The sequence below is a fragment of the Bradyrhizobium macuxiense genome, from assembly GCF_007993935.1.
Taxonomy (GTDB): domain Bacteria; phylum Pseudomonadota; class Alphaproteobacteria; order Rhizobiales; family Xanthobacteraceae; genus Bradyrhizobium; species Bradyrhizobium macuxiense_A.
Genome location: NZ_VITY01000005.1, coordinates 227,072 through 239,962 on the forward strand (window position 1 = coordinate 227,072; position 12,891 = coordinate 239,962).

The following is a 12,891-nucleotide window of genomic DNA, read 5'->3' on the forward strand; positions in this document are numbered from 1 at the left end:
ATCGAAATGTCTGATTGGACAAGGCTATGCCCGTGGGGCTGGTAGGTCTTACCTATGTATCCTCCCTGCACCCTGGATTCGGTCGAAGATTGCTGAAGTCGGGTGTATTTGGTAAAATCTACCAAATCGGAGGCTCGACATGGTCGAAGAGCAAGACGAGCGCATTCTCGCCGAACTGCAAAAGGACGGCCGCGCCACCAACCAGCAACTTGCCGAAACTGTCGGGATGTCGACCTCGGCGTGCTGGCGCCGGGTCCGCGCGCTGGAGGAGTCCGGCGTCATCTCGGGCTATTCGGCGCTGGTCGCGCGGGAGCGCGCGGGCTTTGCGACCTCGGCGATCCTGCACGTCTCGCTGGAGCGGCACGACGTGAAGTTCGTCGACGAGTTCGTCGCGCGGGTGACGAAGCGCCGCGAAGTGCTGGAATGCTTCGCGACCACAGGCGATGCCGACTACCATCTGCGCGTCGTCGTGCGCGACATGGATGCCTACAACAAATTCCTCGACGAGTTCATGTTCCGCATCCCCGGCATCCGCCACGTCCGCACCAACGTGATCCTGAAGGAAATCAAGACCGGCGTGGCGCTGCCGTTTTGATGGAGATGCCGCGACGGCCCTGCCACAAGCGCGCTGTCGTCCCGGCGCAGGCCGGGACCCATAACCACCAATGCGCATTGTTGCGTGCAGCTGGAACGACAAATCCCGTCCACGACATCCGCTGCGGAGTATGGGTCCCGGCCTGCGCCGGGACGACGATGTTGATGCAGCGCTGCGCTCTACCCGTCCTACGCCTCAGCCGCCTTGGCCCGCATCAGCAGCATGAAAATCATCACGTGGCTCACCAGCAGCAGCGGCACATACAGCGCCGGAATGTAGATGCCGGCGCCGAACAGGCCGGGACCCGCGTTCTTCGTCGCGCCCATGTAGTAGGCGTTGAGAAGATCCAGCGTGCCCCAGATGTTGAACAGCCAGACGATCGGAAGGGCGATCGGCCAGCGCCACGATAGCGCCGCCATCGCGAGCAGCGCGAGAACAGCGGCGGTCAGATCGCCCCAGCCGACCGCGCCGGCAAACACCGGATTCACCTCCGGCGACACGAAGCCTGTGACCAGGAAGTTCATCCCGAGAAACCGGAAAGCATGGAACGCCGCAAGCAGCCGGAGCGCCTCATGGCGCGGCATCGCGCGGAGCGCCGGCCAGACATAGGTGGCGGCCACCACGGTACTCGTCAGAAAAGCTCCGGCGACGCTGAGCAGGAATGGAATGTTGAGAGTGATTGGCACGGCCGGCATCCTCTATTGTCGATGTGGTCGCGAGGCCGAACCCGTCGACCGGGTTCGACCTCGGCTTGCGTTCAGGGCTTGGTGACCAGCAAACGCAGCGGCAGCAGCGGGCCGACCGCGATGTATTCGTGGTCCATGATGTCCAGCTTGGACAGCGGCAGGCCTTCCATGATCGCGTGCGCCTCGGCGGTGTCCTTGGCGTCGAGCAGGAAGACGACGCCGCGCCCGTCGGAGCGCGAATACCATTCGCGCACCTTGCCATTGAGATAGAGCTGCACGGTCTGCCGGATTTCATCCGGCATCACGGCCATCACCTGGTCGCGGGTGACGCCGGGCTTGACGGTCAGGATGACCATCACGCCGGTGGTGATGGTCGAGGTGGCTTGTGCTTGGGCCTGGGCAGGGGAGGGAGTGGTCATGGTGGTTAAGCCTGTCAAAGTGAGGGTGAGGGCAAGGAGGGTGTGACGGATTGGTTTCATCGGTCGCATGTCTCCGTTCACGACTTACGTCGTGATGTCGCGTGGAGCAGCGTGTGTCGCGGTGCTGCTGCCTGTGGCTGATGTAGGGCGGCTTTCCGCGAGCGACTATTCGCGATAATGTTGACGGGCCATGAAGCAGAACTTCACAGTCCGGCAGGGCGCGCTGGACGGCGTGGAGGCGTTCCTCAGCGTCGCGCAGCACCGCAGCTTTCGCCGTGCGGCGACCGAGCTCGCGGTGACGCCATCGGCGATCAGCCAGGCGGTGCGCGCGCTCGAGGCGCGCCTCGGCGCCGTGCTGTTCATCCGCACCACCCGCAGCGTCGGCCTCACCGAAGCCGGCGAACGCTTCCTGGCGCGCGCAAGGCCTGCGTTCGAGGAACTGGTCGCCGCGAGCGGGGCCGCGCGCGAGCTCGGGCAGAAGCCGGCCGGGCTGCTGCGCCTCACCGTGCCGCGCTCGGTGGTGCCGATCCTGCTGGAGCCGCTGATCGCCTCATTCTGCAAGGCCTATCCCGAGATCGAGGTCGAGCTCGCCGCCAGCGAGGAGCTGCTCGATCTCGCCGCCGGCGGTTTCGATGCCGGCATCCGGATGGGCCAGTTCATCAACCCCGACATGGTCGCGGTTCGCCTGACCAAGCCGTTTCCTTTCGCCATCGTCGGCAGCCCGGACTATCTCGCGCGCCGCGGCCGGCCGAAGCGTCCCGACGATTTGCGCGATCACGCCTGCCTGCGGTTGCGCCGATCGAACGGCGGGCTGGCGCCGTGGTCGCTGAACGACAATGGCCGTTCGATCGATCTCGCCGTGTCCGGATCCTTCATCGGGCATGATTTCCCGACGCTGGTCGGTGCGGCCATCGAAGGTGTCGGACTGGCGCAAGTGCCCGCGCCGCTCGTCACCGGTGCCGTGAGGGAGAAGAAGCTGGTCCGCGTGCTGGAGTCCTTCGCGACGACGACGCCGGGCGTGTTTCTCTACTATCCCGGCCACCGCCAGATCATGCCGAAGCTGCGCGCCTTCATCGATCATGTGAAGAGCCAGCCGGGGGCCGTGCGCTAGCTCGAATGTAGGATGGGTGGAGCGAAGCGTGATGACACCGCGCTGCTTGAAATCTTGAATCGAGAACCATCCCCATCGTCGTCCCGGCGAAGGCCGGGACTCATTACCACGAATGTGAATCATTGTGCGACGCCGTGGCCACAGCGCGCTTCAACAACACAACCCTGTGGTTATGGGGCCTGGCTTTCGCCAGGACGACGAACGGACAGAAGCGTGTACTTGGGCTCTATCACCGTCACCCTGAGGAGGCCGCGCAGCGGCCGTCTCGAAGGGTCGACGGCCACCAGCTGGGCCGTTCATCCTTCGAGACGCGCGTTCCGCGCTCCTCAGGATGACGGATCTATCGGAGTGCACGCCCTCACACCTTCTCCTTCACGAACCTGTTCCGCAAGGTCCCGATGCCGGTGATGTCGACCTCGACCACGTCGCCGTCCTTCAAATCCGGCGAGGCGCCGTCGGTGCCCATCCAGATCACGTCGCCGGGCGACAGCGTGAAGTATTTGCTGAGCTCGACCAGGAACGGCACGATGCCGAAGATCATCTCGTTGGTCCGGAAGCGACCGGTCTCCCTGCCGTTGACCCGGATCGCGGTCTCCATGCGATCGAGATCGACGTCGGTCTCGATCCACGGGCCCATCGGCTTGAAGGTGTCGGCGTTCTTGGCGCGCCACAGCCCGCGATCGGCCTTCTGCCAGGTGCGCTCCGACACATCGTTGCCGATCGTGTAGCCGAACACACAGTCCATCGCATTGGCTTCGGTCAGGTGTTTGGCCGTCTTGCCGATCACGACGACGAGCTCGCCCTCGTAATGGATCTTCTCGGTCGCGCTGGCCGGGATCACGACGTTCTCATCATGGGCGATCAGCGCGTTCTGCGCGCGATAGCCGATCTCGGGCCGATCGGGCACATTCGGCACCGTGCCGGCCTTGTCCGCGGCCTCCTTGAGGTGCTTCAGGTAGTTCAGCCCGACGCAGTAGAAGGTGCGCGGGATCAGCGGCAGCTCGATCTTGACGTCCTTCAAGGCGTGGGTCTTCGCCGTCTTGCTCCATTCGCCGAACGGATCGCCGTTGACGGTCGTGACGGTGTCGCCCTCGACGAGACCCCAGGAGGTCGTGCTCGCGGCAGTGAATTTCAGCCAGCGCATGATGATGTCCCTCTATTCCGCGGCCAGCGCGCGGGTCTTCCAGGCGCCCGCCGCCGGGCGCTTGAGTCCAAGATTTTCCCGCAGCGTCGTGCCGGCGTAGTCCTTGTGGAACAGCCCGCGCTTCTGCAACTCGGGCGCCACGTGGTCGACGAAGTCGGCATAGGACCCCGGCACGTAGCTCGCCGCGACGACGAAGCCGTCGCAGCCGCGACCTTCGAACATTTCCTCCAGCCGGTCGGCGATCTCCTTCGGGCCGCCGACCATCGCGTCCTGCACCTGGCCGCGGCCGGAGAAGGTGATGAAGTCGCGGGTCGAGGGATTGGTCTTGCCGGAGGTGCGCAGCACGCCGTCGCGGATGCCGAGCATGCCTTGCATGCCCTGCAGCTCCTCTGTGGTGAGCGGCTCGTCGATCCCCTTGGCGCCGAAATCGAAGTTGAGGCCTTCGGCGAGCAACGACAGCGCATCGATCTCGAGCGGCAGCTTCTGGATCACCGCCATGCGATCTTCGGCCTCGGCCTTGGTCGCGCCCGTGACCGGCGTGATCAGGTTGCAGAGGAACATCTGGTCGGGATCGCGGCCGGCCTTGGCGGCTTCGCCCCGGATCGCGTCATAGCCCTGCTTGGCGTTGGCAAGGTTGCGCGCCGCGGTGAAGATCACCTCGCCCCAGCGCCCGGCAAAGCGCTGGCCGCGGCCAGAGGCGCCGGCCTGGATCACGACGGGGTGGCCCTGCGCCGAGCGCGGCACGGTGAACGGGCCGCGCGAGGTGAAGAACTGTCCTTTGTGGTCGAGCCGCTTCACCTTGGTCGGATCGGCGAAGCGGCCGCTTGTCTTGTCGATCACCAGCGAGCCGTCTTCCCAGGCGTCCCAGTGACCGAGCACCACCTCCATGAACTCGTCGGCACGGTCGTAGCGGAGATCGTGCTCGAGATGCTGCTCGCGGCCCATGTTGAGTGCTTCGCCGTCATTGACCGACGTCACCACGTTCCAGGCGGCGCGGCCGCCCGTCATCAAATCGAGCGTGGCGAAGCGGCGGGCGACGTCGAACGGCTCGAAATAGGTGGTGGAGGCGGTCGAGGCGAGCCCGAGCTTGGTGGTGACCATGCCCATCGTGGTCAGCACCACGATCGGGTCCATCTTCACGCAGCGGATGCCGTATTCGACGGTGTGGGCGTGATCGTTGCCGTAGCGATCGGGCATTGCGAGGCGATCGTCGAAGAACGCCATGTGGAATTTGCCGCGCTCCAGGATGCGCGCGATCTCCTGGTAGTAGTCCGCCGACATCGAATCGTCGCGCGACTCCGGGTGGCGCCAGGAGCTCGGCAGGTTGGTGCAGTTCTGCGCCTGCAAAAAGCCAACCAGCGCCATTTGCCGTGTCATGTCGTTCTCCTTTGCTCGGATGGTTCAGCGAAGGTCGAGGTCGTTGGTGAGCTTGTAGTCGGCGGCGAGCGCCTTCAGCTTGTCCCAGGTCGCATCCTCGATCTCGATGCCGTCCTTGCGTCGCTGTTGCTCGCGCAGATGTTCGATCTCGCCCGGATAGAACACGCCGCGGCTCCCTTCCGAGGGCGGCGTCGATTTCAGATAGCGGGCGAAGTCGGCGACCTCCTTCTTGAAATCCATGAGCGGGCGGAACGCAGCGACGTTGAACACCGCCATGAAGCAGCCGTCGTTGTGCCGGCCGGTCGGCTCGACGCCGAAACCGAGGCCGGTCAGAAGGCCGCACAGCACCTCGACCATCGCGGCAAGGCCCGAGCCCTTGTAGCCTTCGCTGCCGCCGAGCGGCAGCAGCGCGCCGCCCTTGCGATAATCCCTGGGGTCGGTGGTGTCGCGCCCCTCGGCATCGATGATCCAGCCCTTCGGGATCTGCTCGCCGCGCGCCACCGCGAGCTGGATCTTGCCCGCCGCGACCGCCGAGGTCGCCATGTCGAGATAGAACGGCGCCTCGAGATCGGAGGGCACCGCGATCGACAGCGGATTGGTGCCGAGCCGGGCCTCGCGGCCGCCGAACGGGGCGACATGCTTCGGCGAGCGGCCGGAATCCGCGGCCGCGATCCCGATCATGCCCTCGCGCATCGCCATCAGCGGATAATGCGCAAGACGCCCGACATGGCTCTGCCGGAACACGGTGCAGGCCGCGACATTGGCGGTCTTCGCCTTGTTGATGGTCATCTCCATCGCCTTGGCGTTGACGTGAAAGCCGAACCCCCAATGACCGTCGATCACGGTCGTGGTCGGCGTCTCCTGCACGACGGTCCATTTCGCGCCGGGCACGATGTGGCCGGCCTTGATCCGGTCGATATAGGTTGGGATCGCGATCACGCCGTGGGAGTCGTGGCCGGCGAGGTTGGCGTTGACGCAGCCGGAGGCGACGGCGCTCGCCTCCTCCTCCGATGCGCCGGCGCCCTTCAGGAGCGCCGCGCCGATGCGCGTGAGACGGTCGGCCTGGACGATCGGCATGGGATTTTCCTCGCGGTCGGCCCGCGTGATGCGCGGGTCTTGCTTGCTGTTGTCGGCGTCATGCTCTCAAAGCGCCGAGGTGCGAGCAAGGGCAGAAAATCCGGTCCGCCATACCGCCAGCAGGGTGCTCGCGGCCATGTTTTCACGGAGTGGAACGGGTGCGGTCGCGAAGCGGAATTTGGCGGCTCGGACGGCCCAGGCAGGCCCGGGATCCGGGCCCCTCAAGCCTCCGCCTCAGGCTGGCACACCGGCGTCCGTAATATCCCGGAAAACGGCCGTCCGCGTTCGTCAGCCGTTTACTTTGTCGTGCAACTTGCCGGATACGCTAACCACCACTTAGGCCTATCGCGGGCAATCTTCCGCTCCAGTTTGGAGGGGTGGCCCCGGGGCCTTCAGGAATCGTGCAGTCGAGCATCGGGCGTACATTCGCGGCGTTGAATGCCACCAACGAAGCGATCCTGTACGCGAAATCACCAGAAGAACTGTACGCAAAGGTTTGCGAAGCCGCGTTCTCGAGCGGGAGCTTCCTGGCCACGACTGTCTTTTTGCTGGAGCCGGATACCGGTCTGCTGACATTCGCAGCCGGTTGCGGCGACGATGTCGCGCGTCTGCGTAGCATCAGGATCTCCGCGACCGCCAACACCCCGGAAGGGGAGGGCGTCGCCGGCCGCGCGTTCCGCGATCAGAGCGCCAATGTCAGCAACGACTATGTCAACGACGCCCGTTCCGCGGCCTGGCGCAGCGGCCTCGCGGCGGCCGGCGTCGGCGCGGCGGCGGCGATGCCGCTGGTCTGTGGCGGGCGCAGCGTCGGCGTCTTCATGGTGACCCGGCGCGAGGTCGACTCGCTCGGTGAGGAGATCGTGTCGCTGCTGGAGCGCATGGCGGCGAACGTGTCCTACGCGCTCGACAATTTCGACCATGAGGCGTCACGCAAGAGCGGCGAGCGGGCGATGCGCCGGCTGAACCGCATGTTCGGCGCCATCAGCGCAACCAATGAGGCCATCCTTCGCGCCAAGACCGAGCACGATCTCTATCAGCGGGTGTGCGATGCCGCGGTGTTCAGCGGAAAATCCTTCGCTACCGTGGTGCTGCTGGCCGAGCCTGACACGCACTGGCTCGAGCCCGTCGCCGGCACCGGCGAGGCGATCGACCTGATCACGCAGACGCGCTTCTCGACCGATCCGGACAATCTCTACGGCAAGGGGATCTGCGGCGAGGCGTTCCGCACCCAACGGCCGTGCGTCGAGCACGATATCCCGATATCGGCGAGCCCCTCTCAGAAGCAGGCCGGTGGCAGCGGCCTGATGGCCTGCGTCGCGCTGCCGCTCACCCGGTTCGGCAGGAGTATCGGCGTCCTGATCTTCTTCACCGGCAATTCCTGGGCCCGCGACGAAGAGATCATCGCGCTGCTGGCGGGCATCGCCGAGAACGTCTCGGTCGCGCTCGACACGTTCGGCCGCGCCACCGAGAAGGCCAGGGCCGACGCCGAACGCGAGCGGCTGTCGCGGATGTTCGCGGCGCTGAGCGCGACCAACGAGGCGATCATGCGGGCGCGGTCGCGGCTCGAGATGTTCGAGCTGGTCTGCGCCGCGGCGGCGCATGGCGGCGGGTTCAACTCCACCAGCATCCTGATCGCGAAACCCGGCGATGATTTCATGGAGATGATGGCGGTCGCGGGACCGACCGCCGAGAATGCACGCCGCCTCAACGTCTCGCGCAGCGAGGCGCGGCCCGAAGGACGCGGCGTCTGCGGCAGGGCGTTCCGCTCCCGGCGCGCCTGCATCAACAACGATTTCATGGGCGATGTCGCCAACAGCCCGTTCCGCGACGTCATCGACCGCGAGGATGCGCGGTCGGGCGCGGCATTTCCGTTGATCGTCGACGACGAGCCGGTTGGCGTGATGCTGTTCATCTCCGCCAAGCGCAACACCTTCTCCGCGGAATTCGCCGAGCTGCTGCAACGGCTCGCCGACAACGTCTCCTATGCGCTCGGCAGTTTCGATCGCGCCGACGAGAAGGCGCGGACCGAGGAGCAGAAGGAACGGCTGAGGCGGATGTTCGCGGCGCTGAGCGCGACCAACGAAGCGATCATGCGGGCGAAATCCCGCAGCGAGCTGTTCGATCTGGTCTGCGACGCCGCGGCGGTCGGCGGTCAGTTCATTTCGGCCACGATCCGCCTGGTGCGTCCGGGCGAGGCCTTCCTGGATAACGTGGCGGCTTCCGGCCCCGACCGGGTGCGGGCCCGCGAGGTCCAGTTGTCGGCCGATGCGACGCGCCCGGAGGGACAGACGCTGACCGGCGTTGCGATCCGCACCCGCAGGCCCTGCATCAGCAACGATTATCTCAGCGACTTCGACCCTGAATCGCATGTCTATCCGATCGTTCGCGACAGCGGCAGCAAGTCCGGCGCGGCCCTGCCGTTGCTCAAGAACGGCGAGGCGATCGGCGCGCTGGTGTTCCTCTCCAGCGAATTCGGCACCTTCAGCCCGGAAATGATGGCGTTGTTGCAGCGGCTCGCCGAGAACGTGTCGTTCGCGCTCGCCAATTTCGACCGCGCCGATGAAAAGGCGCGGGCCGACGAACAGAAGGAGCGGCTGTCGCGGATGTTCGCGGCGCTGAGTGCGACCAATGAGGCGATCATGCGGGCGAAGTCCCGCACCGAATTGTATCAACTGGTCAGCGAGGCGGCCGCGACCGGCGGCAAGTTCACGTCGACCACCATCGCGATGGCGCAGGGCGGCAGCGATTATCTTAGTATTGTCGCGATCGCGGGCCCGGCAGCCGAGGGCGCGAGCCAGGTGACGCTCTCGGTCAACGAGGCGCACCCGGAGGGCCGCGGCGCCTGCGGCAGGGCGTTCCGGTCGGGCAAGGCCTGCATCATCAACGACTATTTTGCCGACACCGAGACCACAGCCTTCCACGAGCGGGCTCGCCTCGACGGGACGAAGTCCGGTGCCTCCTTTCCGCTGATCGTCAGCGGGCGGGTGGTCGGCGTCATGATTTTCGTCGCGATCGAGAAGGACACCTTCACGCCGGAGTTCGCCGAGCTGTTGCAGCGGCTCGCCGACAATCTGGCATTCGCGCTCGAAAGCTTCGATCGCGCCGACGAGAAACACAAGGCGGACGAGCGGATCGAATACCTCGCCTCACATGACAGCCTGACCAATCTGCCGAACCGCGAAACGTTCAATGAGATGCTGCGTCACGCGATCTCGGCTGCGGATCGCCATCGCCGGCAGGTCGCGGTGCTGTTCATCGATCTCGATCGATTCAAGATCATCAACGATTCGCTCGGCCACGACGCCGGCGACATGCTGCTGGTGGCGATCGCCGAGCGGTTGCGCGGATCGTTGCGCGCGAGCGACGTGGTGGCGCGGCTCGGCGGCGACGAGTTCGTGGTCATCCTGGAGGAAACCGCCGAACGGGGCGACGTCGAGCGCATTGCCGGCGATCTCCTGATTTCGTTGAGCCAGCCGCTGACGATCAGCGGGCACGAGTGCCACACCACGGCCTCGATCGGGATTGCGATGTATCCCGCCGACGGCTCCGACGTGCAGACGCTCACCAAGAACGCCGACATGGCGATGTATCTTGCCAAGGAGGACGGCAAGAACGGCTTCCGTTTCTTCTCCAATGAGGTCAGGGCGCAGTCGATCGAGCGTCTGACCATGGAGAGCGCGCTGCGCCGCGCGCTGGAACGCGAGCAGTTCTCGCTCGACTATCAGCCCAAGGTCGACATGGCGAGTGGGCAGATCAGCGGCGTCGAGGCGCTGCTGCGCTGGACCCATCCCGAGCTCGGCAAGGTCTCGCCGGGGCAGTTCATCCCGCTCGCCGAGGAGATCGGGTTGATCGTGCCGATCGGCCGCTGGGTGCTGAAGGAGGCCTGCGCGCAGAACATGGCGTGGCAGCACCGCGGCCTCAAGGCGGTGACCATGGCGGTCAACCTCTCGCCGCGACAGTTCGGCGATCCGCATCTGCTCGACGATATCGACGAGGCGCTGGCGGCGAGCGGCATGTCGCCGGCGCTGCTGCAGCTCGAGGTCACCGAGAGCATGGTGATGCGCAACGTGACGCGTGCGGTCCGCGTGCTCGACGCGATCCAGAACCGCGGCATTCGCCTCGCGATCGACGATTTCGGCACCGGCTATTCGTCGATGTCGCTGATGAAGCAGTTCCCGATCGACACGATCAAGATCGATCGCTCCTTCGTGCGCGACCTGCCCGATGATTCCGAGGACGTCGCGATCGCGCAGGCGATCATCAGCATGGGCAAGGCGCTCGGCATGACCATCGTGGCCGAGGGCGTCGAGACCTCCGAGCAGCAGGAGTTCCTGCGCGCGCATGCCTGCGACGAGATGCAGGGCTTCCTGTTCAGCCGGCCGCTGCCGCCGCGCGATCTTGCCGAGCTGCTGAAGGCGTCGACGTCGCCCTCGCTGCAGCCGTCGCTGGAGGACGAGGCGACCGGCGAGGCCGAGGCGGACCTAGGGCGGAAACGCGCTGTCGTCTGACGGCTGCACCGGCAGGTCGCGGACGTCGGAATCGGTGGATGCGACCTTGCGCGAGAAATCATAGGGCCAGGGCAGCGTGGTCTGGCCGGCCAGGGTCTGGCGAAGCACGCGCGTGCCGTCTGCAAAGCTCGCGCCGTCAGGCAGGCGGAGCTGACGGCACCAGTTCGACGGCAGCGGGCCGACGGCATCGCGCAACTCGAACGCCGGTCCCCACCACCACGCCGGGGCCGGAGGCCGCTCCGGCTCGGGAATGGCGCGCCAACGCGCGAACTCGTCGGCGATGCGGGCAAATTGCAGCTTGGCGGCGGGATGCATCGAAACCCCTTCCTTAGGGCCGCGATGATAGCATCGCCGCCTCCTCGCGCAACGCAGCTATTGGCGGCCGTGCTGCCAATGCGCCGTAACGTCGGCGCCCGATTTGTTGAGGTGGACGTGCTGGTCGACATGGTCGACCCAGGACAGCGGAATGAAGTGATGGTGCTGGCCGTCGGGCGAGCTTTGCTTGGTCAGCTTGATCTTATCGGTGCCTTCCATGTGGTCGACCTTGCCGACCGTCTTCTTGTCCGACGAGATCACATCCATATGTTCCCGAATGTCGGCGGCTTTCGCCATGCGTTATCTCCTCGTCATGATGAGGGGATGAAACGCCGCCTGGATGCGAAGGTTGCTATAGGCTTCCGCTACTTCTGCTCGACTTCTGTTGCGGTGGCCGGGCCTTCGCCCATGATCAGCAGCACGGCATCCTCGTCCTTGGCGCCGTCCCAGTGTACCTGCTTGCCGAAATGAGTGACGAAGCTTCCGGCCGGCATCGCCACCGTGCCGTGATCGGGATCGAATTTCGGACCCGAGCCGACCCACCAGGTGCCTTTCAGCACGACGATGTAGCGATCGTTGGGATGGAAGTGCGGCCGGCTGAAGTGATTGCCCTTGGTCCATTTGGTGTAGACCATGTAGAAGCCGGGCTTCGACGGATCACCGACCACGACGGCATTCTGCGCGCCGCGCGCGTCGACCGGGCTCCAGGGAATCTGGTCCGGCAGTTTGTAGGTGACGGCGGCCGGATTGAGCTCGGCCGCGGAGCTGACGCTCAGCGTGCCGGCAAACACCAGCGGCATCATCAGGTATCGCCAGGACCGGTTCGACGCCGTCATCGTATCCTCCGAGTTCAATTCGTTCGGGCAACGGCTGCGCCCGTATGTCGCATGATGCTAGTCGCTCTCGCTTCCAAAGGACAAGGCGCGTCCATGCATGTCTGACCTCAAGATTGCGTCAGCGGCGCGTGACACAACGCAGTTGCAATATCAAAAACGCATTTACGCGGCTGCAGACGATGATAGGTTGCGCGCCAACCAAAAGACGGGAGAACAACCTTGAAGAAGCATCTGTCGATACTGGCGGCGGGACTTGTGATCGGTGCGGCCGCGCTGCAATTCTCCACCAGCGCATCGGGGGACGACGGCTGGATTACGCTGCTCGACAGCTCCAAGAAGGGTGACTGGGACGAGGTCGGCAAGGCCAACTGGGCGATGAAGGACGGCGCGCTGGTCGCCGACAAGCTCGACGGCAAGGATCTCTCCTATCTCGTCAGCAAGACCCAATACAAGGATTTCCAGATCCGCGCCGAGTTCTGGACCGACGAGGACGCCAATAGCGGCGTGTTCATCCGCTGTGAAGGCAACAAGACGATCGACTCCAAGGTCTGCTACGAGGTCAACATCTTCGACAAGCGGCCGGACCCGACCTACGGCACCGGCGCGATCGTCGACGTCGGCAAGGTCGATCCGATGCCGAAGGCGGCCGGCAAGTGGAATGTCTACGAGATCACGGCGCAGGGACCGCATTTCGTCGTGACGCTGAACGGCCAGAAGACCGTCGACGCGCAGGACTCCAAGCACGCCAGCGGCTACGTCGCGCTCCAGTATGGTTCGGGCGTGGTCAAGTTCCGCAAGGTGCAGATCAAGCCGCTCTGACGGC

General features: G+C 65.2%; 12 protein-coding genes. 4 read left to right on the forward strand and 8 right to left on the reverse strand.

Going from position 1 to position 12,891, the window contains the following annotated elements; genetic code table 11:
* The first annotated feature begins 139 nt into the window (after window positions 1–139).
* A complete protein-coding gene (locus tag FBZ93_RS15450; protein WP_146986782.1) occupies window positions 140–595 on the forward strand; it encodes an Lrp/AsnC family transcriptional regulator in 456 nt (151 codons plus the stop codon).
* 188 nt (window positions 596–783) lie between these two features.
* Here the strand turns inward: FBZ93_RS15450 and FBZ93_RS15455 are convergent, their stop codons facing one another.
* Both FBZ93_RS15455 and FBZ93_RS15460 read right to left on the reverse strand, forming a co-directional pair.
* Window positions 784–1,290, reverse strand: a complete 507-nt coding sequence (locus tag FBZ93_RS15455) for a hypothetical protein (protein WP_246667499.1) — start codon at window positions 1,288–1,290, stop codon at window positions 784–786.
* A gap of 62 nt (window positions 1,291–1,352) precedes the next feature.
* Complete coding sequence (locus FBZ93_RS15460; RefSeq protein ID WP_246667500.1) at window positions 1,353–1,700, reverse strand: hypothetical protein; 348 nt, start codon at window positions 1,698–1,700, stop codon at window positions 1,353–1,355.
* A gap of 190 nt (window positions 1,701–1,890) precedes the next feature.
* Here FBZ93_RS15460 and FBZ93_RS15465 point away from each other — a divergent pair, with 190 nt between their 5' ends.
* The gene (locus tag FBZ93_RS15465; protein WP_146986784.1) at window positions 1,891–2,811 is read left to right on the forward strand and encodes a LysR family transcriptional regulator; all 921 of its coding nucleotides are present in this window, start codon (window positions 1,891–1,893) and stop codon (window positions 2,809–2,811) included.
* 358 nt (window positions 2,812–3,169) lie between these two features.
* Here the strand turns inward: FBZ93_RS15465 and FBZ93_RS15470 are convergent, their stop codons facing one another.
* The 3 genes from FBZ93_RS15470 to FBZ93_RS15480 are packed head-to-tail and all read right to left on the reverse strand — an operon-like array spanning window position 3,170 to window position 6,409.
* The gene (locus FBZ93_RS15470; RefSeq protein WP_146986785.1) at window positions 3,170–3,955 is read right to left on the reverse strand and encodes a fumarylacetoacetate hydrolase family protein; all 786 of its coding nucleotides are present in this window, start codon (window positions 3,953–3,955) and stop codon (window positions 3,170–3,172) included.
* Window positions 3,956–3,967: 12 nt separating this feature from the next.
* Complete coding sequence (locus FBZ93_RS15475; RefSeq protein WP_146986786.1) at window positions 3,968–5,332, reverse strand: LLM class flavin-dependent oxidoreductase; 1,365 nt, start codon at window positions 5,330–5,332, stop codon at window positions 3,968–3,970.
* Window positions 5,333–5,356: 24 nt separating this feature from the next.
* Window positions 5,357–6,409: an Ldh family oxidoreductase gene (locus tag FBZ93_RS15480; protein ID WP_146986787.1), complete on the reverse strand. Its 1,053-nt coding sequence runs from the start codon at window positions 6,407–6,409 to the stop codon at window positions 5,357–5,359.
* 401 nt (window positions 6,410–6,810) lie between these two features.
* Here FBZ93_RS15480 and FBZ93_RS15485 point away from each other — a divergent pair, with 401 nt between their 5' ends.
* Window positions 6,811–10,917 carry a bifunctional diguanylate cyclase/phosphodiesterase gene (locus FBZ93_RS15485; protein WP_146986788.1) on the forward strand — a complete coding sequence of 1,369 codons (4,107 nt, stop codon included), beginning with the start codon at window positions 6,811–6,813 and terminating at the stop codon, window positions 10,915–10,917.
* On the opposite strand, the gene FBZ93_RS15490 is transcribed toward FBZ93_RS15485, so the two are convergent.
* From FBZ93_RS15490 to FBZ93_RS15500, 3 genes are all read right to left on the reverse strand, one after another.
* A complete protein-coding gene (locus FBZ93_RS15490; protein ID WP_146986789.1) occupies window positions 10,891–11,232 on the reverse strand; it encodes a hypothetical protein in 342 nt (113 codons plus the stop codon). The two genes, FBZ93_RS15485 and FBZ93_RS15490, sit on opposite strands and share 27 nt — an antisense overlap.
* A gap of 57 nt (window positions 11,233–11,289) precedes the next feature.
* The gene (locus tag FBZ93_RS15495) at window positions 11,290–11,529 is read right to left on the reverse strand and encodes a DUF2171 domain-containing protein (RefSeq protein WP_146986790.1); all 240 of its coding nucleotides are present in this window, start codon (window positions 11,527–11,529) and stop codon (window positions 11,290–11,292) included.
* A 68-nt stretch (window positions 11,530–11,597) separates the two neighbouring features.
* Window positions 11,598–12,068, reverse strand: coding sequence for a cupin domain-containing protein (locus tag FBZ93_RS15500; protein WP_246667501.1), 471 nt, complete (start codon window positions 12,066–12,068; stop codon window positions 11,598–11,600).
* Window positions 12,069–12,287: 219 nt separating this feature from the next.
* Here FBZ93_RS15500 and FBZ93_RS15505 point away from each other — a divergent pair, with 219 nt between their 5' ends.
* Window positions 12,288–12,887 carry a 3-keto-disaccharide hydrolase gene (locus FBZ93_RS15505; protein ID WP_146986791.1) on the forward strand — a complete coding sequence of 200 codons (600 nt, stop codon included), beginning with the start codon at window positions 12,288–12,290 and terminating at the stop codon, window positions 12,885–12,887.
* Window positions 12,888–12,891 lie beyond the last annotated feature (4 nt).

Bases quoted from the DNA above. Each gene is read 5' to 3' on its own strand.
- FBZ93_RS15490 (WP_146986789.1), bottom strand. From the start codon at position 11,232: ATGCATCCCGCCGCCAAGCTGCAATTTGCCCGCATCGCCGACGAGTTC.
- FBZ93_RS15460 (WP_246667500.1), bottom strand. From the start codon at position 1,700: ATGACCACTCCCTCCCCTGCCCAGGCCCAAGCACAAGCCACCTCGACC.
- FBZ93_RS15500 (WP_246667501.1), bottom strand. From the start codon at position 12,068: ATGACGGCGTCGAACCGGTCCTGGCGATACCTGATGATGCCGCTGGTG.
- FBZ93_RS15470 (WP_146986785.1), bottom strand. From the start codon at position 3,955: ATGCGCTGGCTGAAATTCACTGCCGCGAGCACGACCTCCTGGGGTCTC.
- FBZ93_RS15455 (WP_246667499.1), bottom strand. From the start codon at position 1,290: ATGCCGGCCGTGCCAATCACTCTCAACATTCCATTCCTGCTCAGCGTC.
- FBZ93_RS15475 (WP_146986786.1), bottom strand. From the start codon at position 5,332: ATGACACGGCAAATGGCGCTGGTTGGCTTTTTGCAGGCGCAGAACTGC.
- FBZ93_RS15495 (WP_146986790.1), bottom strand. From the start codon at position 11,529: ATGGCGAAAGCCGCCGACATTCGGGAACATATGGATGTGATCTCGTCG.
- FBZ93_RS15450 (WP_146986782.1), top strand. From the start codon at position 140: ATGGTCGAAGAGCAAGACGAGCGCATTCTCGCCGAACTGCAAAAGGAC.
- FBZ93_RS15480 (WP_146986787.1), bottom strand. From the start codon at position 6,409: ATGCCGATCGTCCAGGCCGACCGTCTCACGCGCATCGGCGCGGCGCTC.
- FBZ93_RS15465 (WP_146986784.1), top strand. From the start codon at position 1,891: ATGAAGCAGAACTTCACAGTCCGGCAGGGCGCGCTGGACGGCGTGGAG.